This is a genomic window from Bacillus mycoides (assembly GCF_018742245.1).
Lineage (GTDB): Bacteria > Bacillota > Bacilli > Bacillales > Bacillaceae_G > Bacillus_A > Bacillus_A cereus_U.
This window is the reverse complement of sequence record NZ_CP036132.1, coordinates 4,635,739-4,661,023: the sequence shown is the minus strand read 5'-3', so window position 1 is coordinate 4,661,023 and position 25,285 is coordinate 4,635,739. Positions and strand designations below refer to the sequence as shown.

Here is a 25,285-nt window from a genome sequence, read left to right as displayed (position 1 = left end):
ATGAACATGTTAAAATCATACCGAGCTAGGCTCATTAGTTTATCATTATTACTTGTTTTTGTTTTATCTGGCTGCAGTAATGCAGGTACAATTGATTCACATAGTACGGGAATTTGGAACCATTATTTCGTATATCCAATCTCATTTATGATTCAATTTGTTGCTCATCATATACCTGGAGCTAGCTTCGGGATTGCAATCATTATAATTACGCTTGTTGTTCGTTCAGCGATGATTCCATTAGCTGTTTCGCAATATCGTAGCCAAGCGAAAATGAAAAAAATGCAACCTGAATTACAGAAGCTGAAACAGAAATACGGTGATGTGGGTAAAGATCTTGAAAAACAAAAGCAGTATCAAAAAGAAATGTCAGAACTAATGAAATCAGGCGGTTGGAATCCGTTAGCTGGGTGCTGGCCAATCTTTATACAAATGCCGATTTTCTCTGCTTTGTATTATGCGATTAGCCGAACTGAAGAGATTCGTACATCTTCATTTTTATGGGTGAACCTAGGACATGCAGATCCATATCATATATTACCGATTATCGCAGCGTTAACAACATTTATTCAAATGAAGGTGTTCCAATCAAATATAACGCCTGGAGAGCAAGTACAAATGCTGAAAATACAGCAAATAATGATGCCAGCGATGATTTTGTTTATGGGAATTGCGGCACCGTCAGGACTTGTATTGTATTGGATTACAGGTAACTTATTTACAATGACACAAACAATTGTATTAAGAAAAGTAATGGAACGTGAAGAATTACAATTACAAAAAGCTTAGATAAACGCCGCTCGTGATGAGCGGTGTTTTTTTGTCCCGTAAAAGCCCAATCCGAGTAGTGTAGGATGCACACCCCCACTAATTAAAGTTCCATTTTATTTAACTCGTTAAGGAAATTTTAAGAAACCAGCATTACTATAGGCATTGTATACGAAAGTGTACATGCTTTAGACAGATGAAGGAGGAAATTTCCTATGAAGAAGAAAACAGTTGGGTATTTAGCAATTGCAGGTGCTTTATCATTTGGAATTATAGGAGGAATTGGTGTGCCAGCATTTGCGGCAACGAATACTCCAGCAGCGGATCAACCTACAAAAACGGCGAAAAAAGATTTAGATGCCGCTACAAAACAAAAAGTAAAAACGATTATGGATGATACAAAGAAACAATTAGAGAAACTAGGTGTAAAGCTTCCAGAGAAAGAGAAACGTAAAGATATGTTTGCGAATCTAGATGAGGCAACAAAAGAAAAAGCGAAGTCGATTCTAGAACAAGAAAAATCCGGGAAACTAACACGTGAGCAAGCGAAAGAAGAATTAACAAAACTAGGCGTGAAATCCCCAGAAAAGGGTAATCACAAAGATATGTTTGCAGGGTTAGATGAGGCAACAAAGGAAAAAGCGAAGTCGATTTTAGAGCAAGAGAAATCTGGGAAATTAACGCATGAGCAAGCAAAAGAAGAATTGACAAAACTAGGTGTGAAATTCCCAGAGAAGGGTAAGCACAAGGATATGTTTGCAGGGTTAGATGAGGCAACAAAGGAAAAAGCGAAGTCGATTTTAGAGCAAGAAAAATCCGGGAAACTAACACGTGAGCAAGGAAAAGAAGAATTAACAAAATTAGGTGTGAAATTCCCAGAGAAGGGTAAGCACAAGGATATGTTTGCAGGGTTAGATGAGGCAACAAAGGAAAAAGCGAAGTCGATTTTAGAGCAAAAAAAATCCGGGAAACTAACACGTGAGCAAGCAAAAGAGGAATTAACAAAATTAGGTGTGAAACTTCCTGAGAAAGAAAAGCATGAAGACATCTTTGCGAACTTAGATGACCAGGCGAAAGAAAAAGCGAAAGCGATTCTAGAAAATGAAAAGAAACAACTAGCGGAATTGAATGTTGATCTGCCACATCATAAATTGTTCATGAAAAGCGAAGATAAATAATTGAATTATGTAGTATCTTTCGTGTGGGCAACCGAAAGGTACATATTTAGGACCGATTTCTTAATTTGGAAATCGGTCCTTTTGATTGGAAATATAATAGCTTCTGTTATAATATAAGAAGAGAAAAATTTTTTTGTTATATAAAATATATATTGATTTTTTCTAACAATTCAATATAATGAACAATAACTACAAAATTCGACATCAAGAAGTGATGATGAGGACATGATCAATTTTTTACGATTCTCAGAGAGGGAGGCCTTTGGCTGTGAGCTTCCTAATACGGGAAAATCGATTACCACCTCTGAACTGCAGCAGTGAACGGATATCTAGTAATTGCTTGCCGGCAAAAACCGTTATTTAGACTTGAGAAATTGGTGAAGTGTGTCACTTTACTAATTGAAACAAGGGTGGAACCACGAATACAACACTCGTCCCTTTTTTAGGGAGGAGTGTTTTTTTATTTCATTTTTGCATCACACTAGAATTGGAAGGAGGATACGCAGCATGCATCATGATGAGAAAAACAAAATTGGTTTAACAGTAGCACTTTCTATCGTAGTAGGAACTATTATTGGGTCTGGTGTGTTTATGAAACCAGGGAGCGTATTAGATTACTCGGGGAGTTCTAATATGGCAATCCTTGCTTGGGTAATTGGTGGTCTGTTGACGTTAGCAAGTGGTTTAACAGTAGCCGAAATTGGGGCGCAAATTCCGAAAAATGGTGGGTTGTATACGTATTTAGAGGAGATTTACGGAAGTTTTTGGGGGTATTTATCTGGCTGGATGCAAACGATTGTATATGGTCCAGCTATTATTGGAACGTTAGGTTTGTATTTTAGTTCTTTAATGATTAATTTTTTCTATTTAGATAAAGTATGGAATTTACCAATCGCAATTGGAACAGTTGTGTTCCTAGGCGTTATAAATAGTTTGGGAACAAAATATGGGGGCATCGTCCAAACGGTTACGACAGTTGGAAAGATGATTCCGATTATATTAATTGTTGTGCTAGGGTTTTGGAAAGGGAATAGTGATATCTTCAACGTAGTTGTACCGATATCAGAAAATCAAAGTATCGGGATGGCAATTTTAGCAACTTTATTCGCTTATGATGGTTGGATTTTACTCGCTTCTATTGGCGGAGAAATGAAGAATCCAACAAAGTTATTACCGAAGGCAATGACAGTTGGTATTTTAATTGTAACAGCTGCTTACGTATTAATTAACTTAGCGTTATTAAATGTATTACCAGCAACGAAAATTGTGGACCTTGGAGAAAATGCAACAGCGACAGCTGCAGGCATGTTACTTGGAGAATATGGCGGGAAAATTATTAGTATCGGTATTATCATTTCTATTTTCGGCTGTTTAAATGGAAAGATTTTAACGTTCCCACGTATTCCGATGTCGATGGCAGAGCGTGGACACCTTCCGTTTTCTAAGTTTATCGCAAAGGCACATGAGAAGTTTAAAACACCAGCGAATGCGATTACTGTTGAAATCATATTAGGAATTATTTTAATGCTTATTAGTGATCCGAATAAGCTATCTGAGATTTCCGTATTCATTATTTATATTTTCTATGTAATGACGTTTATTGGTGTCTTCATTTTAAGAAAGCGTAACAAGAATAAAGAGCGTGCATACAGTGTACCGTTATTCCCGATTGTACCAATCATTGCGATTTTAGGATCATTATTTGTACTTGGAAGTGCGATTATTAATGATCCGGTAAGTTGTTTCTTATCAATTGGAATTGTATTTACTGGACTTCCGGTGTATTGGTACTTAAATAAGAAGAAAGAAACTGGAGTTTAATGATTGAAGGGCAGGCGTATAATACGCCTGCCTTTTTTGCTGTAAAAAAATTATACTTGCGTCCACTTTCTCTTTTGGTTACTATAATAGTAGTAACCAAAAGAGAAAGTGTGGGGGAAGACTTGAATTTTCGTGTATATATTTTAGCTATTGCGGCTTTCGTAGTCGGAACGGTTGAGCTAATTATAGGAGGAACGCTTGATTTAGTTGCCAATGATTTAGGAGTATCTATTAGCGCAGCTGGTCAGCTTATTACAATATTTTCAGTAGTATTCGCTCTATCAGGGCCAGTTTTATTAGCATTAACAGGGAAGTTTGAAAGAAAAAAATTGTATGTTATGGCATTATCAATTTTCTTAGTTGGAAATATTGTTTCGGCATTTAGTGTGAATTATGAGATGTTAATGTTTTCAAGGGTAATTTGTGCGGCGAGTGGATCGCTTATTATTGCACTATCGGTAACACTTGCTTCTAGTGTAGTAGAGCCACATTTCCGTGCGCGTGCAATTGGGATCATTTTTATGGGGATTAGCGGATCACTCGTACTTGGAGTACCGCTAGGTCTTGTGCTCGGAAATGCATATGGATGGCGTGCACCATTTGTATTAATTTCAATATTAACGGTTATGGCGATTGCTTGTATTTCGTTGTTCTTAACGAAAGTACCAGCGACATCGGTATTATCAATAAGAGAACAAATTGCTACGTTAAAGGATAAAAAAATTGTAAGTGCACAGTTAACATCATTTTTATTTTTAACAGGACATTTAACGCTATACGCATATTTAACACCGTTTTTAAAAGATGTGATGCATGTTGAAGCAAATTGGATTAGTGTGTTTTACTTCATTTTCGGAATTGCAGCGGTACTTGGAGGTGGCCTTGGCGGCTGGCTTGCTGATAAATGGGGATCGAAGAAAAGTATTATTTCCATCATTATCGTATTTGCATGTGCAATCTTTATGTTGCCGATGATGACATTCTCATTCCCGCTCTTCATCATTATGATGGGGCTTTGGAGTATGCTGAGCTGGGCGATTTCGCCAGCACAGCAAAACTATTTAATTGAAATTGCACCAGAATCAGCTGGTATTCAGCAAGGTTTAAATAACTCTGCACTTCATTTAGGAATTGCACTTGGCTCAACAGTGGGCGGAGTTGTTATTGAAAAATCATCTGTTATATATAACGCTTGGGTAGGCGGCGTTTTTATTATATTGGCACTGCTTTGTGCGATTTTCTCTATTACGAGAGGACGCTCGAATCAGCTTACGAAAGAAGAATCTATCATTTGATAGGTTCTTTTTTGTGTGAAAAATTGCAGGGGTTAGTAGAGAAATGGAGAAGGGAGTATATAGCGAGGTGATAGTATATGGAGTCTAATTTTTCAATTATTGGTTTTCTAATTTCTTTAGTCCCATTATTTCTTATTATTTTTGTATTTAGATGGATTCGTTTCATCTATCAAAATTCTGAGAAACAAGTAGAGCAAAATGAGAAGATTATTGAGCTTTTGAGGGAGATAAAGGAGCAAAAGAAGTCGTGAAATGAACGTTCTGTATTTACAAATCAAAACCATCCGAAAAACCAACTACATAAAATTGAATTAGCGAAGGCATAAAAAAGACCTGTACCAAAAGAGTATGTAAAACTCCTTTTGGTACAGATTTTTTTATGTGAGAAATTACTATAGGAATGTATTAATACCTCAATTTCATCAACAAACTCTTAATTTCCTCATCTTCCATAAAGAGATCATGGTGCTTCTCTGTAATCTTCGCAAGTGCAACGTCATGATAGAAGAACTCCGTAAAGAACTTCACGAAAGGTTGTGACATTGTTTTCATCGCTTGCCATGATCCTTGCTCTACACCAGCAAATAAAATTTCACGATCGTCAACGATGAGTAGTAAGTAACGCTCTAATGCGTTAGGTTCTTGAGCTGGGATTAAAAAATGCATGTTTTCTAAGTCTGTTTCCACTTTTCCAACTATGAGGGACTCGACTTGGACGCCTTGTTTTGCTTTTTGTTCTAGTAAAGGAAGATATTCTAAAAGGGTATCATTCCATGCAGAGATGCGTATGGATTCTTTCGCATCTTCTATAAGTTGCCTACTTTGTACTTTAATAGAAGACTGCATTTTTAAACTCCAAACGCGGTCATCTGTAAATGACTTTTTAGAAATATTATTTTCAAGTTCTTTAATATTAGATTGGAATTCTGTCGTTAACTTTTCAATTGCTAGCTTGAGTGGTAATGCTGTATACAATTTTTTCTTTTCAGAAACAGAATCCATCACCATCCCTTTATCAATGAGTCGTGCTAACACTTCGTATATTTTTGCTTTTGGAACACCTGAATGTTTAACGATAGTCGTTGCATCTAATGGGTCATTGCTTGATACGACAACTTCATAAGCTTGGCTTTCATATTGTGAGAAACCGAATTTTTGTAGCATAGTTCCCTCCGAACGAATGAGATTATATGTTAAGGATAATGAACTATTTGTTTTTACACAAGTGTCGAGATAATAACTAAGCTAATTGAAATGAGAATAAATTTCAATTTTTTAAACTATATGGATTGAGCTTTCTGATTTATCTATTATACTTAATATAGTGATTAGTAAGATTAAATTTCATCGAGAAGGGGATGCTTGAGGGAAGATGTTGAGAAGTTTACGTTTAAAAATTGCAGTAGTATTTTCGGTACTTATTTCTATGATGTTTGTAATATTAGGTACAGCTGTGTATCAATTGCAAAAAGAGAAAGAAACGCACTCCTTAGACCAGTATTCTGAAAATACGATGGATCTTGTGACAGAGCAGTTAACTGCATTTATGCAGCGAATTGAAGAAGATATGGGGCATTATGGAACTCATGATGATATTCAAAACATGCTACAAGATGGGGTTACTCCAGAAGAGGAGAGTTTTATTTTAAAGGAATTTTCAAGGTTTAAAAAGAATCATCCTGATATTTTAGATGTCTACATAGGGACGAAAGATAAAAAAACGTTGAGCGCAAATCTTGCTGAAGGAGGCAAAGTACCGGAAGGATATGATCCAACAAGTCGTCCTTGGTATAAAGCGTCAGAAGCAGATACAAAATCGATTATTTGGGGACAACCACAATATGAAATCGCGACAGGTAAGTTAAGTATTGGAGTTTCAAAAGCCATTGTCAGGCAAGATGGTTCTGTGTTAGGTGTTGTAGCAATGGATGTATCACTAGGGACGATTCAAAAGCTACTCCATAATATTCAATATAATAATGGCGGAGAAATGTTTATTATAAATGATAAAAATATTGCCATTGTGTACCCAGAGAAGGTAGGAAAAGATGTTTCGAAAGAACCACTTGTTAAAAGTTTAAATAAAGATGAAACGAAATTTGCAGCGGCGACATTAGGCGGAAAAGATGTAGTAGCCTATAGTCAATTGTTTGATAAGATGAAATGGAAAATCGGGATTGTATATCCGAAAGAGTCCATTGATAACTTACTAATAGAAACAAGAAATACGGTTATTTTAACGGCGTGTATAAGTTTATTAATTGGAATAGTTGCATCATATATATTCTCAAGAAGATTAGCAAGACCATTACAACTATTAACAAATCACGTTCAAAAAGTAGCGGAAGGTGATTTAACACTACAAATGAAGGTGACAAGTAAAGATGAGGTTGGTACGCTTACGACTCACTTTAATGATATGGTTGAGCAAATGAATGAAATGGTAAGTAAAATTAAAAATAGTGTATCGACAGTACAGCAATCGACTCACAATCTGCATTATTTAACGAATGAAACTGTAGCAGCTAGTAGAGAAGTTTCAGGTGCAATGGATGATGTGAGCGGAGGCGCGTCTACTCTTGCTAATAGTGTAGAGGAGGTTTCAGCGCAACTTGAAAATATGGCGCAGTCGATGGAAGAAATGAATAGTTCCGTTGGTGAAATAAAGGGAGTGACCGGCAAGGCGGAAGAAGCATCTAAGCAGGGACTCAATACGATGCGGAATTTAGTTCGTACAAGAGAACAATCATCTTCTATCGTTGTTCATACGGAAGAAGCATCAGGTAAGTTAGAGCAAAGGGTTGGATCGATTCAAAATGTGGTGGCACTTATAAAAGGTCTTTCGGATCAAACGAATTTACTGGCTTTAAACGCTTCAATTGAAGCAGCACGTGCAGGGGAGCAAGGTAAGGGCTTTGCTGTTGTTGCGGAAGAGGTTCGGAAATTAGCTGAACAATCAAAAGAGGCAACGAGTGAGATTGCAATAATGATTAGCGATGTGCAGTTAGAAGTAAAACGAGTTGTAGAAGTTGTAAGTAAATTGAAAGACATTGCGGATGTACAAAAAAAAGTTACGACAGAGGCAGAGGCTGAATTCCGCACAATTATGTCAGTTGTAAGCACAATTAGTACATCAGTTGGAAAAATTGTAGAAGAGGTAAATAACATAGGTCACGAGCAAGAAGACATTACAGAAGTTATGCAAACAATTGCTAGCACAAGTCAAGAGAGCGCGGCTGTTTCTGAAGAGGTAAATGCAGCAACTGAGTCACAAGTGAATCATTTAGAAAAAGTAGCTCATACGATGGAAAGTTTGACAGAGAATATGCAGGACTTAGAGAGAGTGGTTGAGCAGTTTAAAGTAGAAGAGTAACGTATTAGTAAAATGATGAGGATTTCGGTAAAATAGATAATGGATATATAAGAAGCAGTTATAGGAGGAAGATTATTATGGCAATTGTTGATGTATCGATTATTCCAGTAGGAACAGGTAATCCAAGTGTTAGTGAATATGTAGCAGAAGTACAAAAGGTGCTAGAGAAAAATGCTGATCGCGTGAAGTATCAATTAACACCGATGAATACAGTAATTGAAGGAGATCTTCCTGTCATTTTAGAAGTCATTCAACAGATGCATGAAGTTCCATATACGAAAGGTGCACAGCGCGTTGCGACAACAATTCGTATCGATGATCGTCGTGATAAAGTAAGCACGATGGAGAAGAAATTAAACTCTGTTCGATCAAAATTATAAGGAGAAGCAGCGATTTTCGCTGCTTTTTTCATATAGGAGGAAAATAAGATGAGTGAAAAGTTTAATGAGCAGTTTGATGGCTTGCTAGAGAAATACACGGAACTATTACTTGGAGAGAGCAACGAAGAGCGTAAAGAGCAGGTACAGAAATGGGCACTTTATTCTTATATGGCTAAGACGATGCCAGCTTTAGTGAAACATTGGAATGAGACGTATCCAGATGCAAAAGAAGAGATGGTACAGTTAATTACGAATATTAAAAAGCTGAATGATGAGAAGCGAAATGAGAAGTAAGGAGGCTTGAGATAATGTTACCTCAAGTTTTTGCTATTAATATCCTCATATAATTTACATGAAATATAAATGGTTTTGTGAGCATGTCGAATATTTTCGGCATGCTCATTTTTTCCCTAGTAAACCCGTTTTTTCTGAATGTCGAAAAATATTTTCTTCATATTTACAAACGAGAATATAGGGTTTTAAATGTTTTGATAGTATTTTATAAATTATCTAAATAATTATTTGTATCAAATAATTTTAAACAGTGATATAATTTCGAAGAGGGGTAAAAAACAGATAAATTATAGTCATAGGGGTGAATTACATGGAACAATTAATGCGAAATTCGTTTCTTTTCTTATCTAAAAATAAAGCGCTAACAAAACTGGCTAAAAAGTACGGTTTACGCTTTGGTGCAGGTCGCTTCGTCGCAGGGGAAACGATTGAATTAGCGACAGCTGCAATTAAAGCATTAAATAAGCAAGGTCTTTGTGTAACAATCGATTATTTAGGTGAATTCGTTGATAACGAAGCGGAAGCAAATGAAATGGCTAGCGAATCGATTGAAGCGATTCGTGCAATTGGAAGAGAAGGTCTTAATTCGCAGCTTTCTTTAAAGATGACTTCTATGGGATTAGATATCTCTGACGAAATCGTAATGAACAATATGCGCCGTATTTTAGAAGCTGGAAAAGAAAATGGTGTGTTTATTACAATTGATATGGAAGACTATACGCGCTGCGGGAAAACAATTGATATCTTTAAACAATTAAAATCTGAATACGATAATATTGGTACTGTTATTCAAGCTTACTTATATCGTACAGAAAAGGATATGGAAGATTTAAACGCTTATAATCCTAATTTACGTCTTGTAAAAGGGGCCTATAAAGAACCTGAAGAAGTAGCGTTCCCGGAAAAGAAAGATGTAGATGACAATTATAAAAAGATTATTAAAATGCACTTATTAAATGGAAATTACACTGCAATTGCTTCACATGACGAAGCGATTATTGAATATACGAAAAAACTTGCCGAAGAACACAATATTCCAAGGGATCAATTTGAATTCCAAATGTTATTTGGTATTCGTACAGAGCGTCAACTTGAGCTAGTAAAAGAAGGCTACAAAATGCGCGTTTACGTACCTTATGGAAACGACTGGTATGGCTATTTCATGCGTCGTCTAGCAGAACGTCCAGCAAACGTTGCGTTCGTATTAAAAGGTATGATCAAAAAATAACCAAGGAGAAAATACTCCTTGGTTATTTTAATTGCTGAAATGCGTAGTTCGCCATTTTCTTCGTATCAGGGTATAGCTGTGTACGAGTAGAAGATAACAAGACGTTAATGACGCGTTTACCGTCTTTTTCATCAACGGTTACGACTGTGTATTTTCCGAGTGCCGATAAACCGCTTTTACTTCCAATCGCATATGGATCGTCATATAGTTCTTCTCGTCCATAGTTTGCGATTTTTGGAGAGCGTTCGGAAGTATGTAGAGTTGTATTTACTGAATTCATATATTGTAAAACAATTGGATACTTTAATGCTTCTTTCGTAATAATAGCAATGTCATAAGGTGATACTTTATTTCCAAGTGCATCAGCACCACTTGCGTTTTTGAAAGTCGCATGCTTTGTACCAAGTTCCTTCGCTCTAGCATTCATCATTTTCACAAACTTTTCTTTTGATCCCGCAATATGTTCAGCGATTGACTCAGCGATTGGGTCTGCACTAATAATAAGCATAAGTTTTAATGCCTCATCACGTTTTAACTTTTCACCCGCGCGAAGCTTAATCTTTGCACTTTGACTTTCTGTTTTAATCGCATTCTCTGTAACCGTAATTTCTTCATCTTCTTTTACATTCTCTAGTAAGAGAAGAGTTGTCATCATCTTGGCTATACTAGCCGGATAAGAGCGTTCATCTTCACGTTTTCCATACAAAATTTCCCCTGTGTCTGCATCAATTGTAATCCCGTATTGCCCAGTAATGTTAGGTTGATCTGCTCTTACAACTTGTTGCCTATGCGCATAAGAGAAGAAAATCATCCCTGTAAATAGTGTGGCGATCATTACAATCATAATTATTGTTCGTTTCATCGTCGTTCCCTCTTTTGTTTTCCATATGTACAAATAAATTGGGCAGAAAAAGCAGCCATTAATCATTATGCCACGTTCTCTGCCCAAAAATATAGCGTTATTTTTCGCCCATATTATGCTTTTTATATTGTTGGTTATTACCTTGACGCCCTTTTTCCACACCGTGATTATGCGGACCTGCATTTCCAGTTACGCTTGCTGCGCTAATTCCAGCTTTTGAAGGGTTTTTCTTAAGTTTTGCCATATATATTCCTCCAGTTTCGTCAGATTATAAAAAGGAAAAGTGCATTTTAGTGAAGAAAATACACATGTATAGCATAGCCAAATGAAAGAAAAGTATTTATTTCAGAAAATTTTATCAATAAATATATTGCGAAAATTCAAACTGTATCATATATTTATTAGTAGAGGCTCACTCATTGATTGCGACTTATGTCGAAAAATTGAATGAGCATTCATTCAAGAATAGGGGGAGAAATGGATGTTCCAAATTAAAAAGGCTGCTGTTCTAGGTTCAGGCGTAATGGGTTCAGGGATTGCGGCACACTTAGCTAATATTGGTATTCCGACATTATTGCTTGATATTGTACCACCGGCGCTTACGAAAGAAGAAGAAGCGAAGGGACTTACATTAGAACATAAAAGTGTGAGAAATCGTTTTAGTAATACGGCTGTACAAAAACTATTAAAGCAAAAACCAGCTCCTCTGACAGTGAAAGGTAATCTAGCACTGATCGAAGCAGGTAACTTAGAAGATGATCTTGAGCGTCTTGCTGATGTAGATTGGATTATTGAAGTAGTAGTTGAAAATTTAGATATAAAGAAGAAACTATTTGAAAAAATAGATACTGTTCGTAAACCAGGCTCAATTGTGAGTTCAAATACATCAGGCATTTCCGTTGAAAAAATGGCAGAAGGTCGTTCAGACGACTTCCAGAAGCACTTCTTAGGAACACACTTTTTTAACCCACCACGATATTTAAAACTTCTAGAGGTAATACCGACGAAAGAAACTGATCCACAAGTATTAAGCTTCATGAAACTATTTGGCGAAGACGTTCTTGGAAAAGGCGTTGTTATCGCAAAAGACACACCAAACTTTATTGGAAACCGCATCGGTACGTATGGCTTGCTTGTAACGCTTCAAGAAATGATTAAGCGTGGTTATAGCATTGGAGAAGTTGACTCTGTAACAGGTCCATTAATTGGTCGTCCAAAGAGCGCAACGTTCCGCACATTAGATGTTGTTGGTTTAGATACATTTGTACATGTTGCAAATAACGTATATGAAAATGTACAAGAAGAAGAGCGCGACGTATTTAAAGTACCAGCTTTCATGCATGACATGCTTGATAAAAAATGGCTTGGAAGTAAAACTGGTCAAGGCTTCTTCTTAAAGCAAGGAAAAGAAATTTTAGAATTAAATCCAGAAACGATGGAATACGAAGCGCGCAAAAAATTAAAAGCTGCATCTATCGAGTTAAGTAAGCAAGAAAAAGGATTATCGAATAAATTGAAAGCGCTTGTATACGCGAAAGACCGCGCAGGAGAGTTGTTATGGAATATTATCACACCAACTCTTTTATACTCTGCAAAACTTCATAAAGAAATTGCTGACGACATCGTTGCAATTGACCAAGCGATGAAATGGGGCTTCGGCTGGGAGCAAGGACCATTTGAAATTTGGGATGCAATCGGCGTTGAAAAGTCCATTCAAAAGATGGAAGAAAACGGCGCAAATGTTCCTGCTTGGGTGAAAGAAATGGTAGAGAAAGGTTTTGCTACTTTCTATAAACATGATAATGGTGATAGCTACTATTACGACAATGGTGAATATAAGCTAATCGAACGTAACAAAAAAGCAATTTCGCTTAAGCAATTAAAAGCGAAAAACGGTGTGTTAAAGAAAAATAGCGGAGCGAGCTTAATTGATTTAGGCGACGGCATCCTTTGCTTAGAATTCCATTCGAAGAGTAATGCAATCGGTATGGATATTACGCAAATGATTAACTACGCTGTTGATGAAGTAGAGAAAAATTATAAAGGTCTTGTTATCGGAAACCAATCGAAGAACTTCTGCGTTGGTGCGAACCTTGCAATGATCTTAATGGAAGCACAGGATGACAACTACTTTGAAATTGAGTGGGTTGTGAAAAACTTCCAAGATGCAATGACGAAAATTAAGTATTCTTCTAAGCCAGTTGTAGCAGCGCCATATGGTATGACGCTTGGCGGCGGTACAGAAGTTTGTTTACCAGCAGCGAGCATTCAAGCTTCTAGCGAAACATATATGGGCTTAGTAGAAGTAGGTGTTGGCTTAATCCCTGGCGGAGGCGGTAACAAAGAGCTATACATTAAACACTTAAACAAAATGGCAAACGGTGTAGAATTCGACTTACAAAAAGTTGCGAATAAAGTATTCGAATCTGTAGCGATGGCGAAAGTTTCTACATCAGCACAAGAAGCTGTATCGAACAACTTCTTAGGCGATAAAGACGGTATTAGTGTGAATGGTGATCACTTACTATATGATGCGAAACAAAAAGCACTTTCTTTATATGAAGCGGGCTATAAAGCGCCGATTCGTAAAAAGATACCAGTTGTTGGTGAGACAGGATATGCAACGCTTGTACTTGGTGCAGAAGCAATGCATTTATCAGGTTACATTTCTGAACATGATCTTCACATTGCGAAGAAACTTGCATATGTCATTGCGGGCGGAAAAGTGCCGTACGGAACAGAAGTTGATGAGCAGTATTTATTAGATGTAGAACGTGAAGCATTTATTAGCTTAGTAAGTGAGATGAAATCACAAGCAAGAATGCAGCACATGCTTGTAAAAGGAAAGCCATTACGTAACTAATAACGAGGGGAGATATCGTTCATGAGAGAAGCTGTCATTGTTGCGGGAGCAAGAACACCAATTGGAAAAGCAAAGAGGGGTTCATTAAAAACAGTTCGTCCTGACGATCTAGGGGCGTTAGTAGTAAAGGAAACGTTAAAGCGTGCGAATTATGAAGGGCCAATCGACGATTTAATTTTCGGTTGTGCGATGCCAGAAGCAGAACAAGGTTTAAATATGGCTCGTAATATCGGCGGGCTAGCAGGACTTTCTTACGATGTTCCAGCTATTACAATTAACCGTTACTGTTCTTCTGGTTTACAGAGTATCGCTTACGGAGCAGAGCGCATTATGCTTGGTCACTCGGAAGCTGTATTATCAGGCGGAGCGGAATCAATGAGTTTAGTTCCGATGATGGGACACGTTGTTCGTCCGAATAGTCGCCTTGTAGAAGCAGCTCCAGAATATTATATGGGTATGGGACATACAGCAGAGCAAGTTGCTGTGAAATATGGAATTTCTCGTGAAGAGCAAGATGCTTTTGCGGTAAGAAGTCACCAGCGCGCAGCAAAAGCGTTAGCTGAAGGGAACTTTGCGGATGAAACAGTAGCTGTAGATGTAATGTTACGCACTGTTGGAGCAAACAACAAACTGCAAGAAGAAACACGTATTTTCGCACAAGATGAAGGTGTAAGAGCGGAGACGACGCTAGACATTTTAGGTAAATTACGTCCAGCATTTAACGTTCGTGGTTCTGTAACGGCTGGTAACTCTTCACAAATGAGTGATGGAGCAGCATCTGTACTATTAATGGATCGTGAAAAAGCAGTGAGCGATGGCATGAAGCCACTTGCGAAATTCCGTTCATTTGCAGTAGCTGGTGTACCACCAGAAATAATGGGTATCGGTCCAATTGCTGCAATTCCGAAAGCGTTAAAACTAGCGGGATTAGAACTATCTGATATCGGCTTATTCGAGCTAAATGAGGCGTTCGCTTCTCAATCGATTCAAGTTATTCGTGAACTTGGTTTAGATGAAGAAAAAGTGAACGTAAACGGCGGTGCAATCGCACTTGGACATCCACTAGGCTGTACAGGAGCAAAACTAACACTATCTCTTATTCATGAAATGAAACGCCGCAACGAACAATTCGGTATCGTAACAATGTGTATCGGCGGCGGAATGGGAGCAGCGGGAGTGTTTGAATTACTATAAAAAAAAGTGCAGGTGGCTCGCTCAGAACAGGAGGGCGTTGGAAGCCCTGACGAAGAGGCGCTTTTTGCCTCACAGGAAGGGGTGAAACGACCGACTGTTCTAGCCACCGGAACTAGATTATAAAAAAAGTGCAGGCGGCTCGCTCAGAATGTGAGGGGGATGGAGCTTCAGACGAAGAGGCGCTTTTTGCCTCGTAGGAAGAAGTGAAGCCACCGAACGTTCTAGCCGCTGGAACTGGATTAGATAAAAAGTGGAAGTGGCTCGCTCAAAACAAGAGGACGCTAAAGCAAAGAATGGAAGCAACAAAGGGGTATAAAAAAAATTGAGAGCCAGCTTCTTTCAAAATGAGAGAAGCGGCTCATGAAAATATGAAGGAGGAAATTTTCATGGAAAAAACAGTAGGAAGTGCGGTTAAAGGCGGTAGCTTTTTAGTAGATGAGATTACAATTGATCAAGTGTTTACGCCAGAAGATTTTTCATCTGAGCATAAAATGATTGCAAAAACGACAGAGGAATTTATCGTAAATGAAGTTCTTCCGGAGCTTGAATATTTAGAGCAACATGAGTTTGATCGTTCTGTGCGTCTTTTAAAAGAAGCTGGTGAACTTGGTTTATTAGGCGCTGACGTACCAGAAGAGTACGGCGGAATTGGTCTTGATAAAGTAAGCTCAGCGTTAATCGCAGAGAAATTCTCTCGCGCTGGTGGTTTTGCAATCACTCACGGTGCTCACGTTGGTATCGGATCTTTACCAATCGTATTATTCGGTAACGAAGAGCAAAAGAAAAAATATTTACCATTACTTGCAACTGGTGAAAAATTAGCTGCATATGCATTAACTGAGCCAGGTTCAGGATCTGACGCATTAGGTGCAAAAACAACTGCACGTTTAAATGCAGAAGGTACACATTACGTATTAAACGGTGAAAAACAATGGATTACAAACTCTGCATTTGCTGATGTATTTGTTGTATATGCAAAAGTAGACGGCGAGCACTTCTCAGCATTTATCGTAGAGAAAGAGTATGCTGGCGTATCTACAGGGCCTGAAGAGAAGAAGATGGGTATTAAATGTTCTTCAACTCGTACATTAATTTTAGAAGATGCATTAGTACCGAAAGAAAACTTACTTGGTGAAATCGGTAAAGGTCATATTATCGCGTTCAACATTTTAAATATCGGTCGTTATAAATTAGGTGTTGGTACAGTTGGATCTGCAAAACGTGCAGTAGAAATTTCAGCACAATATGCAAATCAACGTCAACAGTTCAAACAACCAATCGCTCGTTTCCCATTAATTCAAGAAAAACTTGCGAATATGGCAGCGAAAACATATGCAGCTGAAAGCTCTGTATATCGTACAGTAGGTTTATTCGAAAGCCGCATGAGCACATTATCTGAAGAAGAAGTAAAAGACGGTAAAGCAGTAGCAGCTTCTATCGCTGAATATGCAATCGAGTGCTCTTTAAATAAAGTGTTCGGTTCTGAAGTGTTAGATTATACGGTAGATGAAGGTGTTCAAATTCACGGTGGTTACGGATTTATGGCAGAGTACGAGATTGAAAGAATGTACCGCGATTCTCGTATTAACCGTATTTTCGAAGGAACGAACGAAATTAACCGCCTAATCGTACCAGGTACGTTCTTACGTAAAGCGATGAAAGGTGAATTACCATTACTACAAAAAGCACAAAAATTACAAGAAGAGTTAATGATGATGATGCCAGAAGAAGTAGGCGATGAGCCATTAGCACTTCAAAAATATTTAGTAAAGAACGCGAAGAAAATCGGTTTAATGGTAGCTGGATTAGCTGCTCAAAAATACGGTAAAGCATTAGATAAAGAGCAAGAAATTCTTGTGAATATCGCTGACATCGTAAGCAACCTTTACGCAATGGAATCAGCTCTTCTTCGTACAGAAAAAGCAATTAAAACAACTGGTCTTGAAAAGAATAAACAAAAAGTGTTATACACTGAAGTATTTTGCCAAGAAGCATTCAACGAAATCGAAGCAGATGCGAAAGAAACACTTATCGCAGTTGAAAACGGCGACATGCTGCGCATGATGTTATCATCATTACGTAAATTAACTCGCCACACGCCACTTAACGTAATTCCGAAGAAGCGTGAAATTGCTGCGAAAATTTTAGAAGATGAGCGTTACACAGTTTAATATATGATGGGGAACCAGTGGCCGTTTGGCTGCTGGTTTTTTTATCGATGGATTCTTGAAAAGGGCTGTTTTACATATGTATTTGTAAACGGCTTTTTTTAATGGAGGTAAAGGAGATGAAGTTAATAAGAGTAGGAACAGTTCACCAAATCGCATTTTTACCGCGTCTATTTCCGATTAACTGTTACTTTGTTGAAGAAGAAACAGGATTAACTTTAATTGATGCTGCTTTACCATTTTGTGCAAAGAAGATTTTAGAAGCGGCTCGAAAAATAGGAAAACCGATTACGAATATCGTTATTACACATGCGCATGATGACCATATAGGGGCACTCGATGCTATAAAACAAGAATTGCCGAATGTTCCGGTCTATATTTCTAAAAGAGATGCAAGTTTACTTGAAGGGGATTTGTCACTGCAACTAGGGGAACCAGACACGCAGGTAAAAGTAAGTGTGTCAAAAAGGATAAAGACGATTCCAGATATTCTTCTTCAAGAGGGAGATCAAATAGGTTCCCTTGTAGCGATTGCAGCTCCAGGTCATACACCGGGATCAATGGCGTTTTTAGACACGAGAAATGATGCACTCATTGTTGGAGATGCATTTCAAACGAGAGGCGGGATAGCGGTAGCAGGGCAATTAAATTGGCTTTTTCCATTTCCTATGTTTGGTACGTGGGATGCAGAAGTTTCATTAACGAGTGCTCAGAAATTGCTGGAGTATAAGCCGTCTATATTAGCGACAGGGCATGGGAAGATGATTAAAGATCCGTTAGTGCAAATGCAACGGGCGATTGAAGAAGCGGAAAGGAATTTAACAAGAAAGAGCCTCAAATAATTTTGAGGCTCTTTTTGCTAGATGATATTATTTTGCTGGTTTTAAAAATGTGTATATGGCTAAGGAAAAACAAAGGAAAATAAATGCGATAGGATCTTGATATGGATTAGGTTCAGAGCCCTTCTGGATTTCTGTAAGGAAGTCATGTGTTTTCATGTTCATTTCTCCTTTCATTAATAATTTATTATTTGGTGTAAAAGAAGACGAGAGATGATGAATAAGAAAAATGGTGGAATTGCAAAGAATGAGAAGTATTTTAAAGGGATTTTCATGTTAATTATTTTATAGTATATGCCTATATTTTAATGTGAAAATAAAAGTTAAAAATATGTAATTTTGCATATTCGAACAAGCGTGTAAAAAAATGAAAATTAGGCTTTGTATACTGCGACTTTTTTTATGCATACAATCCAAAAAACCCCAAATACTAATGACGAATGAAAAAAGAAAGGTGGGTATGTTCTATGCAAAATTTAACAGAGCTTGAAGTAGAAAATTTACGTCATTTAATTGGTGGTCATGCGACGATTATTAACAAATTGGACCAGTATGCACAGGCTTGTACAGATCCAGAGTTGAAACAAATGCTACAAAAGGATGCGCAAGATGCACGAAATACGAAACAGCAGTTAATGACTTTTTTAGGATAGGAGGAAGAGAGAAATGAATGAAAAAGATATGGTAAATGATTATTTAGCAGGGTTAAATTCAAGTTTAACAAGTTATGCAAATTATATTTCTCAATCTGATAATGAACAGTTACATCAAACGTTAATTCAAATTCGTAATCAAGATGAGGCGCGTCAACGTAATATGTATGAATACGCAAAGCAAAAGAGTTATTACAAACCGGCAGCACCTGCGAATCCAATGATTGTAGAGCAATTGAAAAGTCAATTAAGTGCGGAATAGTGTGATGAATGAAACGAGCGAATGGATTCGCTCGTTTTTGTTTTGTATATGTCAATAAATACATAATAAATATTTTTCCAGTTGTAACAAATATGACGAAAATTGAATATGACAATTCACAAAAAGGACAAAAGTTTGTTCAATGATTCACAAAGTATCCATGGTTTCTATCGTAGGAATCTCTATAATTAAGAGTGTAAAGAACAAAAAAATAGATTATATGATCAATTAGGAGAGATTGCTATGAGAAGAAACACAAGAAAAATTGCAATTATCGGTACTGGATTAGTTGGATCAAGCTGTGCGTATTCCATTGTAAACCAAGGGATTTGCGAAGAGCTATTGTTAATTGATATAAATCATGAACGTGCAGTTGGAGAAGCGATGGATTTATCGCACTGCATTAACTTTACAAATACAAGAACAAAAGTATATGCAGGAAGTTATGAAGACTGCAAAGATATGGACATTGTTATTATTACAGCAGGACCAGCGCCGAAGCCTGGACAAAGTCGCTTAGACACTTTAGGAGCAAGCGCTAAGATTATGGAAAGTGTTGTAAATGGTGTAATGGAAAGTGGATTTGATGGCATTTTCTTACTCGCATCGAACCCAGTTGACATTATTACATATCAAGTGTGGAAGGTATCTGGATTACCTAGAAATCGTGTGATTGGTACAGGTACATCACTAGATTCTTCTCGCTTAAGAACAATTTTATCTGAAATGTTACATGTAGATCCTCGTAGTATTCATGGGTATTCATTAGGAGAACATGGGGATTCTCAAATGGTTGCTTGGTCTCACGTAACTGTTGGTGGTAAGCCAATTCTGCAAATTTTAGAGGAACAAAAAGAACGTTTTGGTGAAATAGATTTAGATGAAATTGTTGAGAAGACTGCGAAAGCTGGATGGGAAATTTATAAGCGTAAAGGAACTACTTATTATGGAATCGGAAATTCTCTAGCTTATATTGCTCGCTCAATTTTCAATGATGATCACCGTGTTATCGCTGTTTCAGCTATTTTAGATGGTGAATATGGCGAATACGATATTTGTACAGGAGTACCAGCAATTATTACTAGAGACGGTATAAGAGAAGTGGTAGAACTGAACTTATTAGAAGATGAAGAAAGCCGCTTTGCAAAATCAAACGATGTTTTACGCGATTATATGAAAACAATTGGTTACTAAATTATAGGAGAAGGTGAAACAAATGAAAGAATATATAATGTCTCGTGTGTTTAAAGCTTCAGCCGGAATCGCACAGGGTATTTTCGTATCCCTTGGAATTGGTTTGCTGATTGAAAATATAGGAAGAATTGTTGATATCCCATTACTTATTACAATCGGAGTTGTTGCAAAATCACTTATGGCACCAGCAATTGGAGCCGGGATTGCTTTTATGCTCGGTGCAAACGGACTCGTAATTTTCTCAGCGATGGTAGCTGGAGCAATTGGAGCCGGTTCAATTTCAATTACTGAAGCTGGTCTCATCATTAAAACAGGTGAACCAATCGGTGCATTATTAACAGCGACTTTAGCAGTTTATATTGGTAAACGATTAAGTGGAAAAACTGCTTTAGATATGATGCTCGTTCCATTTGCAGCAATACTCGGTTCTGGTTTAGTCGGTATTTGGTTAGCTCAAAATATTAGCCCAGTTTTAAATACAGTTGGAGCATTCATTAAAGATAGTTCAGCTGGTAGCCCGTTCATCGCTTCTATCGTGATTGCTGTAGTTTGGGGACTATTACTTATCTCTCCAGCTTCATCAGCTGCTTTAGCGATAGCACTTAGCTTAGATGGTGTTGCAGGTGGTGCAGCACTTGCAGGATGTGTTGCTCAGTTTATCGGATTCTCTGTTATTTCAGCGAAAGAAAATAATTTAGGTGGCATATTAGCTCAGGCACTTTGTACTCCAAAAGTACAGTTGCCGAACATTACTAAAAATCCAATGATTCTCGTCCCAACTGTCGTCGCCAGCGCTATAGTAGGCCCAGTATCAGCATTAATTTTCCACCTGGAAGCAGGGAAAGAAATTGCAGGCCTTGGATTAAGCTCTCTTATCGCACCAATTAATTTAATTTCCAGCCAAGGATGGGAAGTTGTCCCAGCGATGATAATCACTTATGTCATCATTCCAGTAGCTGTTTCTTATATACTTTACATCGCTCTTAAAAAAGCAGGTCGTATTCACTCTGGTGATATGACTGTACCGCAATCTTAATTTGAAAATCTCCTTAATATAGAGAAAAGCAGACTGAAGAAGCCACAGTCTGCTTTTTTACATTTTATGATTTCGTTTTACTGGAACGCGTACTGTTTCTTTTGCTAATAATAGCTGAACACCGAAGTATAGTACGCTTGCAAGCGTCATTCCAGAAATGGCGTCTACAAATGCATGTTGCTTCGTAAATAGCGTTGATAAAATGATAAGTGTACCGAAGAAAGTAAGAATGTAATATTCAAAAGCATGCTGTTCTCTACGCTTAAAGGCAGCTAACATAATTACAAATGTCGTAAGGACATGAATGCTTGGGAAACAGTTTACTGGTTGATCAATACTATAAATATAGCGGACTAGTTCGGAAAATACATCTGTTCCAACAACGGTTGGGCGTGGTACAGTTGTCTGCCAAAAAAAGTAAATCGAAAAACAAGCAAGTTTTCCAAGAATTACACTACTTAAAGTGACATAATATTGCTTTCGATCAGCAAAACAGTAATAAATAAGTGCACCGTATAAGTATGGAAACCAAAGTAAGTAAGGAATAATAAATGCTTTCACAAATGGAATCCAATCATCTACTACAGTTGTGACATCTACTGCGTGAACAGTAGATTTATTTAATACATCGTAAAGGGGACTTACGAGTACGAGTAGAAGTATATAACTTAACGGAAGAAGAGATGAAAGTTTAAATTTCTTCATGATAATCTCCTATGTTTTAGTAATGTAAATAAATTCAATTGATTATAATATAGAAAATCCAATTGGGCTATCGATTTTACTTACATTTTCTTGAATTCACCTTACATTTTTGTCACTTGACTTAAAAGAGGGGGCGGGTGCTAAATGAAGCGTTCATTTTATTTCTTAGTTTTTATATTGTTATGCCTAGTGGGTACTGGATGTGCCAAGGATAATGAAGGAGATACATTAGAATATAACGGGAGAGCGCTCGCCATTGGAGTTGTTGGTGAAAAGCCGAAAGATACATTTAGAAATATAAAGTTTGAAAACGTGAAGTTAGAAGAGATGCAGGAGAAATCCGAAAAAGTTGATGGTTTTCTCGTCATGAAAGAATATTTTCAAGAAGCATCAAAGGAACAGTATACGGACTTATTTTTATCGTTAAAGAAGCCGGTGTTTTTTATTGGTTTACAAGATAGACCGTATTTGATTTTTACTGAAAAAGATTTAGATTTTGACAATGCTCCAAGGGATAGGGCAATGATGTATACGCAAGGTTTTGTGAATATGGAAAGACCCGAAGGACAATATTGGGGTATAGGGTTATATAATGATACGGTTTCCAATCAAAATATTCATAATATGTATATAGTAGTATTTCAAACCATTTCGGACTATTTAAGTCGATGATGAAGGAGCCTGTAAAAGGGCTTCTTATTTTTTAAATAAACGTTTGTTTAAGATATATGTTCGGTATAGAAAATCATGTTTTCCAACGGTGATATAGAAAAACATGAAATTAATCAAACGTTCGTTTAAGAGGTATGTTCGGTATGGAAGAATTCATGTATTCCAAAGGTTGAGGTAGAAAAACATGAAATTAATCAAACGTTTGTTTAAGGTATATGTTCGGTATGAAAGAATCTACGTATTCCAAAGGCTGAGGTAGAAAAATATGAAATTAAATAAACGTTTGTTTAAGATATATGTTCGGCGTGGGATGAGAAAAAAGTTTTAAAAAATTATATATTTATTTTTTCTTAATAAATGGCGGAAAAATAAGAAAAATTAGCAGGATTATTAAAAATTATCACGAAATAAGTAAAAGTTTAGCGAATAATCGTTTGAAATAATAAAATGTTTTCTATATGATAAAGGTAAAGGTTAGTAAAAAAGTAGGTGAATTTATGACAGTAACATTTTATTCATATCCAAAGTGTGGCACATGTCAAAAAGCAAAGAAATGGTTTGAGGCAAACGATGTAGCATATGAGATGATTCATATTGTTGAAAATCCACCGTCAAAAGAAGATTTACGTAATTTACATGAGAAAAGTGAATTACCATTAAAAAAATTCTTTAATACAAGTGGAATGCGTTACCGCGAACTTGGTTTAAAAGATAAGTTAAAGGATGCAAGCGAAGACGAAATGTACGAGCTTTTAGCATCTGATGGCATGTTAATTAAACGTCCAATTGTAACAGATGGAACGAGTGTGACACTTGGTTTTAACGAAGAGCAGTTTGAAAGTGTGTGGAAAAAATACCAATAAGGTATTTTTACATAATTAATACATTCACTGGAGGTACAGTCATGAGCATTCCAAATAATTTACGTTACTCTGAAGAACACGAATGGGTAAAAACAGAAGGTAATGCGGTTGTTATCGGTATTACTCATTTTGCACAAGGTGAGTTAGGCGATATCGTATTCGTTGAACTTCCTGAAGTAGGTGCAACAATCCAAGCTGACGAGCCATTCGGAAGCGTAGAATCTGTTAAAACAGTTTCTGAATTATACGCACCTGTAAGTGGTAAAGTTGTAGCAGTAAACGAAGAATTAAGTGACCAACCAGAACTAGTTAACGAATCTCCATACGAGGGTGCATGGATGGTTAAAGTTGAACTTTCTGATGCAAGCCAAGTTGAGAAGTTATTAACTGCAGAAAAATATGCAGAAATGACAAACCAAGACTAATTATAGTCGAAGAAAAAGGACAGCCTTTGTGCTGTCCTTTTTTATGTTGTGTACATAATGAATTTAAAAACATATATATTAATTATTATATAGGAGAACGTTTTTGAAAAAACTTTTTTCATTGTCTAGCTCCAGCGGCTAGAACAGTCGATCAGTTCACGCCTTCACTTGAGGCAAAAGGCGCCTCTAGTTCAGGAGTTCCAATGCTCTCCTGTTCTGAGCGAGCCGCTTGCGCTTTTCGTTGTCTAGCTCCAGCGGCTAGAACAGTCGGTCATTTCACGCCTTCACTTGAGGCAAAAAGCGCCTCCAGTTCAGGAGTTCCAATGCCCTCCTGTTCTGAACGAGCCGCTTGCGCTTTTCTTTTGCAAAAATAAACAGGAAACAACATGAAAATAACGAATATACTATATACTAAGTTAAAGGTTGTATAGTATATGGTGATCGGGTGATGACATATGATTTATGTGGAAAAAGTCATTATTGTAGAAGGTAAATCGGATAGAAGAAAGATTGAATCTATTATTCGTGAACCAGTGGAAATTGTTTGTACAAATGGTACAATTGGTTTGTCGAAAATGGATGAGCTCATTGATCAACTTTTTGATAAGGACGTATATGTGCTAGTGGATGCTGATGATGCAGGAGAAAAGTTAAGGAAACAATTCCGAAAAGAATTTCCGCAAGCAGAGCATATTTATATTGATCGCTCGTATCGCGAGGTGGCGACTGCACCTTCTTCACATTTAGCAAATGTATTATGGGGAGCTGACATTGACGTTTATACAGAATATTTACGGTAAGGAATGATAGAAGTGATTGATTGGACAGGTGCCGAAGCTACAGACCTAATAGGAAATGAAGAAAAAACAGTGTTATATGTGTATACACCAATGTGTGGAACATGCCAGTTAGCAAAGAAGATGTTAACGGTCGTCGAGATGACGATTGAAGATTTGAAAATTGGGATGTTAGATTTAAATTATGCCCCGCATTTAGCGAAAGAGTATGGGATAGAAAGTGTACCGTGTTTACTTGTTTTTGAAAATGGGACACTGATGAAGAAAATATATGCATTTCATTCGGTTGAATATTTATATACGGAATTAAAGTAGGCGGCAAAGTTTTTGCCGCCTCGACATATTTCTTGGGAAATATGTCGACATGCGTGATAGATACAGTATTTGTCGAGCGAAAGTAACAGGATTGCTCTTT

Annotated in this window: 27 protein-coding genes and 1 other annotated feature; of the genes, 22 read left to right on the top strand and 5 right to left on the bottom strand. The window is 37.1% G+C overall.

All coding sequences use genetic code 11. The features are described from left to right. Window positions 1–6 precede the first annotated feature (6 nt). The 5 genes from EXW56_RS24060 to EXW56_RS24040 all read left to right on the top strand — a co-directional run bounded on the left by EXW56_RS24060 (window position 7) and on the right by EXW56_RS24040 (window position 5,313). Window positions 7–789 carry a membrane protein insertase YidC gene (locus tag EXW56_RS24060; protein ID WP_215557673.1) on the top strand — a complete coding sequence of 261 codons (783 nt, stop codon included), beginning with the start codon at window positions 7–9 and terminating at the stop codon, window positions 787–789. Between the two features lie 194 nt (window positions 790–983). Further along, entirely contained in the window at window positions 984–1,946 is a 963-nt protein-coding gene (locus tag EXW56_RS24055) for a hypothetical protein (protein ID WP_215597024.1), read from the top strand. A 205-nt stretch (window positions 1,947–2,151) separates the two neighbouring features. Further along, window positions 2,152–2,388, top strand: a binding site (T-box leader). A 65-nt stretch (window positions 2,389–2,453) separates the two neighbouring features. Beyond that, the gene (locus EXW56_RS24050) at window positions 2,454–3,767 is read left to right on the top strand and encodes an APC family permease (RefSeq protein ID WP_215597023.1); all 1,314 of its coding nucleotides are present in this window, start codon (window positions 2,454–2,456) and stop codon (window positions 3,765–3,767) included. Next, window positions 3,767–5,062 (top strand): MFS transporter, encoded by a 1,296-nt coding sequence (locus EXW56_RS24045; protein ID WP_098988210.1) that lies wholly within the window; start codon window positions 3,767–3,769, stop codon window positions 5,060–5,062. The genes EXW56_RS24050 and EXW56_RS24045 overlap by 1 nt, the downstream gene beginning before the upstream one ends. Window positions 5,063–5,139: 77 nt before the next feature. After that, complete coding sequence (locus EXW56_RS24040) at window positions 5,140–5,313, top strand: hypothetical protein (protein WP_215597022.1); 174 nt, start codon at window positions 5,140–5,142, stop codon at window positions 5,311–5,313. Window positions 5,314–5,467: 154 nt separating this feature from the next. Here the strand turns inward: EXW56_RS24040 and EXW56_RS24035 are convergent, their stop codons facing one another. Beyond that, window positions 5,468–6,226: a TrmB family transcriptional regulator gene (locus EXW56_RS24035; protein ID WP_215597021.1), complete on the bottom strand. Its 759-nt coding sequence runs from the start codon at window positions 6,224–6,226 to the stop codon at window positions 5,468–5,470. Between the two features lie 208 nt (window positions 6,227–6,434). Between EXW56_RS24035 and EXW56_RS24030 the strand changes: the two genes are divergently transcribed. The 4 genes from EXW56_RS24030 to EXW56_RS24015 all read left to right on the top strand — a co-directional run bounded on the left by EXW56_RS24030 (window position 6,435) and on the right by EXW56_RS24015 (window position 10,337). After that, the gene (locus EXW56_RS24030) at window positions 6,435–8,435 is read left to right on the top strand and encodes a methyl-accepting chemotaxis protein (RefSeq protein WP_070129137.1); all 2,001 of its coding nucleotides are present in this window, start codon (window positions 6,435–6,437) and stop codon (window positions 8,433–8,435) included. Between the two features lie 77 nt (window positions 8,436–8,512). Beyond that, entirely contained in the window at window positions 8,513–8,815 is a 303-nt protein-coding gene (locus tag EXW56_RS24025) for an MTH1187 family thiamine-binding protein (protein WP_001018862.1), read from the top strand. A 48-nt stretch (window positions 8,816–8,863) separates the two neighbouring features. Further along, window positions 8,864–9,109, top strand: coding sequence for a YusU family protein (locus EXW56_RS24020; RefSeq protein ID WP_001290599.1), 246 nt, complete (start codon window positions 8,864–8,866; stop codon window positions 9,107–9,109). 310 nt (window positions 9,110–9,419) lie between these two features. After that, window positions 9,420–10,337, top strand: coding sequence for a proline dehydrogenase family protein (locus EXW56_RS24015; protein ID WP_002112697.1), 918 nt, complete (start codon window positions 9,420–9,422; stop codon window positions 10,335–10,337). Window positions 10,338–10,359: 22 nt separating this feature from the next. Here EXW56_RS24015 and EXW56_RS24010 read toward each other — a convergent pair whose 3' ends face one another. Both EXW56_RS24010 and EXW56_RS24005 read right to left on the bottom strand, forming a co-directional pair. After that, window positions 10,360–11,199: a D-alanyl-D-alanine carboxypeptidase family protein gene (locus EXW56_RS24010; protein ID WP_002198936.1), complete on the bottom strand. Its 840-nt coding sequence runs from the start codon at window positions 11,197–11,199 to the stop codon at window positions 10,360–10,362. A 97-nt stretch (window positions 11,200–11,296) separates the two neighbouring features. After that, window positions 11,297–11,443: a YuzL family protein gene (locus EXW56_RS24005; protein WP_001096344.1), complete on the bottom strand. Its 147-nt coding sequence runs from the start codon at window positions 11,441–11,443 to the stop codon at window positions 11,297–11,299. 237 nt (window positions 11,444–11,680) lie between these two features. Here EXW56_RS24005 and EXW56_RS24000 point away from each other — a divergent pair, with 237 nt between their 5' ends. The 4 genes from EXW56_RS24000 (at window position 11,681) to EXW56_RS23985 (ending at window position 18,266) form a co-directional block, all read left to right on the top strand. Next, window positions 11,681–14,062 carry a 3-hydroxyacyl-CoA dehydrogenase/enoyl-CoA hydratase family protein gene (locus EXW56_RS24000; RefSeq protein ID WP_215557668.1) on the top strand — a complete coding sequence of 794 codons (2,382 nt, stop codon included), beginning with the start codon at window positions 11,681–11,683 and terminating at the stop codon, window positions 14,060–14,062. 21 nt (window positions 14,063–14,083) lie between these two features. Next, window positions 14,084–15,256, top strand: a complete 1,173-nt coding sequence (locus tag EXW56_RS23995; protein WP_098988214.1) for an acetyl-CoA C-acetyltransferase — start codon at window positions 14,084–14,086, stop codon at window positions 15,254–15,256. Between the two features lie 386 nt (window positions 15,257–15,642). After that, window positions 15,643–17,427, top strand: coding sequence for an acyl-CoA dehydrogenase family protein (locus tag EXW56_RS23990; protein ID WP_088074187.1), 1,785 nt, complete (start codon window positions 15,643–15,645; stop codon window positions 17,425–17,427). A 116-nt stretch (window positions 17,428–17,543) separates the two neighbouring features. Further along, complete coding sequence (locus EXW56_RS23985; RefSeq protein WP_002198939.1) at window positions 17,544–18,266, top strand: MBL fold metallo-hydrolase; 723 nt, start codon at window positions 17,544–17,546, stop codon at window positions 18,264–18,266. 27 nt (window positions 18,267–18,293) lie between these two features. On the opposite strand, the gene EXW56_RS27870 is transcribed toward EXW56_RS23985, so the two are convergent. Continuing rightward, a complete protein-coding gene (locus EXW56_RS27870; protein ID WP_002112689.1) occupies window positions 18,294–18,422 on the bottom strand; it encodes a hypothetical protein in 129 nt (42 codons plus the stop codon). Window positions 18,423–18,730: 308 nt separating this feature from the next. Between EXW56_RS27870 and EXW56_RS23980 the strand changes: the two genes are divergently transcribed. From EXW56_RS23980 to EXW56_RS23965, 4 genes are all read left to right on the top strand, one after another. After that, window positions 18,731–18,916: a hypothetical protein gene (locus tag EXW56_RS23980; protein ID WP_002112687.1), complete on the top strand. Its 186-nt coding sequence runs from the start codon at window positions 18,731–18,733 to the stop codon at window positions 18,914–18,916. A 13-nt stretch (window positions 18,917–18,929) separates the two neighbouring features. Continuing rightward, window positions 18,930–19,178, top strand: coding sequence for a spore coat protein (locus EXW56_RS23975; protein WP_002198940.1), 249 nt, complete (start codon window positions 18,930–18,932; stop codon window positions 19,176–19,178). A 243-nt stretch (window positions 19,179–19,421) separates the two neighbouring features. After that, window positions 19,422–20,372 (top strand): L-lactate dehydrogenase, encoded by a 951-nt coding sequence (locus EXW56_RS23970; protein WP_033716664.1) that lies wholly within the window; start codon window positions 19,422–19,424, stop codon window positions 20,370–20,372. Window positions 20,373–20,394: 22 nt separating this feature from the next. Then, window positions 20,395–21,408 (top strand): PTS sugar transporter subunit IIC, encoded by a 1,014-nt coding sequence (locus EXW56_RS23965; protein ID WP_002198943.1) that lies wholly within the window; start codon window positions 20,395–20,397, stop codon window positions 21,406–21,408. Window positions 21,409–21,465: 57 nt separating this feature from the next. Here the strand turns inward: EXW56_RS23965 and EXW56_RS23960 are convergent, their stop codons facing one another. Next, window positions 21,466–22,113 carry a phosphatase PAP2 family protein gene (locus EXW56_RS23960; RefSeq protein ID WP_002198944.1) on the bottom strand — a complete coding sequence of 216 codons (648 nt, stop codon included), beginning with the start codon at window positions 22,111–22,113 and terminating at the stop codon, window positions 21,466–21,468. A 144-nt stretch (window positions 22,114–22,257) separates the two neighbouring features. Here EXW56_RS23960 and EXW56_RS23955 point away from each other — a divergent pair, with 144 nt between their 5' ends. From EXW56_RS23955 to EXW56_RS23935, 5 genes are all read left to right on the top strand, one after another. Further along, entirely contained in the window at window positions 22,258–22,785 is a 528-nt protein-coding gene (locus EXW56_RS23955) for a hypothetical protein (protein WP_215597020.1), read from the top strand. Between the two features lie 497 nt (window positions 22,786–23,282). Continuing rightward, entirely contained in the window at window positions 23,283–23,648 is a 366-nt protein-coding gene (locus tag EXW56_RS23950) for an arsenate reductase family protein (protein ID WP_002129756.1), read from the top strand. A 41-nt stretch (window positions 23,649–23,689) separates the two neighbouring features. Further along, the gene (gene gcvH, locus EXW56_RS23945) at window positions 23,690–24,073 is read left to right on the top strand and encodes a glycine cleavage system protein GcvH (RefSeq protein ID WP_000026895.1); all 384 of its coding nucleotides are present in this window, start codon (window positions 23,690–23,692) and stop codon (window positions 24,071–24,073) included. Window positions 24,074–24,528: 455 nt separating this feature from the next. Beyond that, window positions 24,529–24,873 (top strand): toprim domain-containing protein, encoded by a 345-nt coding sequence (locus EXW56_RS23940; RefSeq protein WP_002159991.1) that lies wholly within the window; start codon window positions 24,529–24,531, stop codon window positions 24,871–24,873. 3 nt (window positions 24,874–24,876) lie between these two features. Then, on the top strand, window positions 24,877–25,185 hold the full coding sequence (locus tag EXW56_RS23935; RefSeq protein WP_087945836.1) for a thioredoxin family protein: 309 nt from the start codon (window positions 24,877–24,879) through the stop codon (window positions 25,183–25,185). Window positions 25,186–25,285: the final 100 nt, after the last annotated feature.

Excerpts from the sequence above, each read along its gene's own strand:
- EXW56_RS24060 (WP_215557673.1), top strand. The coding sequence starts at position 7 with ATGTTAAAATCATACCGAGCTAGGCTCATTAGTTTATCATTATTACTT.
- EXW56_RS24055 (WP_215597024.1), top strand. The coding sequence starts at position 984 with ATGAAGAAGAAAACAGTTGGGTATTTAGCAATTGCAGGTGCTTTATCA.
- EXW56_RS24050 (WP_215597023.1), top strand. The coding sequence starts at position 2,454 with ATGCATCATGATGAGAAAAACAAAATTGGTTTAACAGTAGCACTTTCT.
- EXW56_RS24045 (WP_098988210.1), top strand. The coding sequence starts at position 3,767 with ATGATTGAAGGGCAGGCGTATAATACGCCTGCCTTTTTTGCTGTAAAA.
- EXW56_RS24040 (WP_215597022.1), top strand. The coding sequence starts at position 5,140 with ATGGAGTCTAATTTTTCAATTATTGGTTTTCTAATTTCTTTAGTCCCA.
- EXW56_RS24035 (WP_215597021.1), bottom strand. The coding sequence starts at position 6,226 with ATGCTACAAAAATTCGGTTTCTCACAATATGAAAGCCAAGCTTATGAA.
- EXW56_RS24030 (WP_070129137.1), top strand. The coding sequence starts at position 6,435 with ATGTTGAGAAGTTTACGTTTAAAAATTGCAGTAGTATTTTCGGTACTT.
- EXW56_RS24025 (WP_001018862.1), top strand. The coding sequence starts at position 8,513 with ATGGCAATTGTTGATGTATCGATTATTCCAGTAGGAACAGGTAATCCA.
- EXW56_RS24020 (WP_001290599.1), top strand. The coding sequence starts at position 8,864 with ATGAGTGAAAAGTTTAATGAGCAGTTTGATGGCTTGCTAGAGAAATAC.
- EXW56_RS24015 (WP_002112697.1), top strand. The coding sequence starts at position 9,420 with ATGGAACAATTAATGCGAAATTCGTTTCTTTTCTTATCTAAAAATAAA.
- EXW56_RS24010 (WP_002198936.1), bottom strand. The coding sequence starts at position 11,199 with ATGAAACGAACAATAATTATGATTGTAATGATCGCCACACTATTTACA.
- EXW56_RS24005 (WP_001096344.1), bottom strand. The coding sequence starts at position 11,443 with ATGGCAAAACTTAAGAAAAACCCTTCAAAAGCTGGAATTAGCGCAGCA.
- EXW56_RS24000 (WP_215557668.1), top strand. The coding sequence starts at position 11,681 with ATGTTCCAAATTAAAAAGGCTGCTGTTCTAGGTTCAGGCGTAATGGGT.
- EXW56_RS23995 (WP_098988214.1), top strand. The coding sequence starts at position 14,084 with ATGAGAGAAGCTGTCATTGTTGCGGGAGCAAGAACACCAATTGGAAAA.
- EXW56_RS23990 (WP_088074187.1), top strand. The coding sequence starts at position 15,643 with ATGGAAAAAACAGTAGGAAGTGCGGTTAAAGGCGGTAGCTTTTTAGTA.
- EXW56_RS23985 (WP_002198939.1), top strand. The coding sequence starts at position 17,544 with ATGAAGTTAATAAGAGTAGGAACAGTTCACCAAATCGCATTTTTACCG.
- EXW56_RS27870 (WP_002112689.1), bottom strand. The coding sequence starts at position 18,422 with ATGAAAACACATGACTTCCTTACAGAAATCCAGAAGGGCTCTGAACCT.
- EXW56_RS23980 (WP_002112687.1), top strand. The coding sequence starts at position 18,731 with ATGCAAAATTTAACAGAGCTTGAAGTAGAAAATTTACGTCATTTAATT.
- EXW56_RS23975 (WP_002198940.1), top strand. The coding sequence starts at position 18,930 with ATGAATGAAAAAGATATGGTAAATGATTATTTAGCAGGGTTAAATTCA.
- EXW56_RS23970 (WP_033716664.1), top strand. The coding sequence starts at position 19,422 with ATGAGAAGAAACACAAGAAAAATTGCAATTATCGGTACTGGATTAGTT.
- EXW56_RS23965 (WP_002198943.1), top strand. The coding sequence starts at position 20,395 with ATGAAAGAATATATAATGTCTCGTGTGTTTAAAGCTTCAGCCGGAATC.
- EXW56_RS23960 (WP_002198944.1), bottom strand. The coding sequence starts at position 22,113 with ATGAAGAAATTTAAACTTTCATCTCTTCTTCCGTTAAGTTATATACTT.
- EXW56_RS23955 (WP_215597020.1), top strand. The coding sequence starts at position 22,258 with ATGAAGCGTTCATTTTATTTCTTAGTTTTTATATTGTTATGCCTAGTG.
- EXW56_RS23950 (WP_002129756.1), top strand. The coding sequence starts at position 23,283 with ATGACAGTAACATTTTATTCATATCCAAAGTGTGGCACATGTCAAAAA.
- gcvH (WP_000026895.1), top strand. The coding sequence starts at position 23,690 with ATGAGCATTCCAAATAATTTACGTTACTCTGAAGAACACGAATGGGTA.
- EXW56_RS23940 (WP_002159991.1), top strand. The coding sequence starts at position 24,529 with ATGATTTATGTGGAAAAAGTCATTATTGTAGAAGGTAAATCGGATAGA.
- EXW56_RS23935 (WP_087945836.1), top strand. The coding sequence starts at position 24,877 with ATGATAGAAGTGATTGATTGGACAGGTGCCGAAGCTACAGACCTAATA.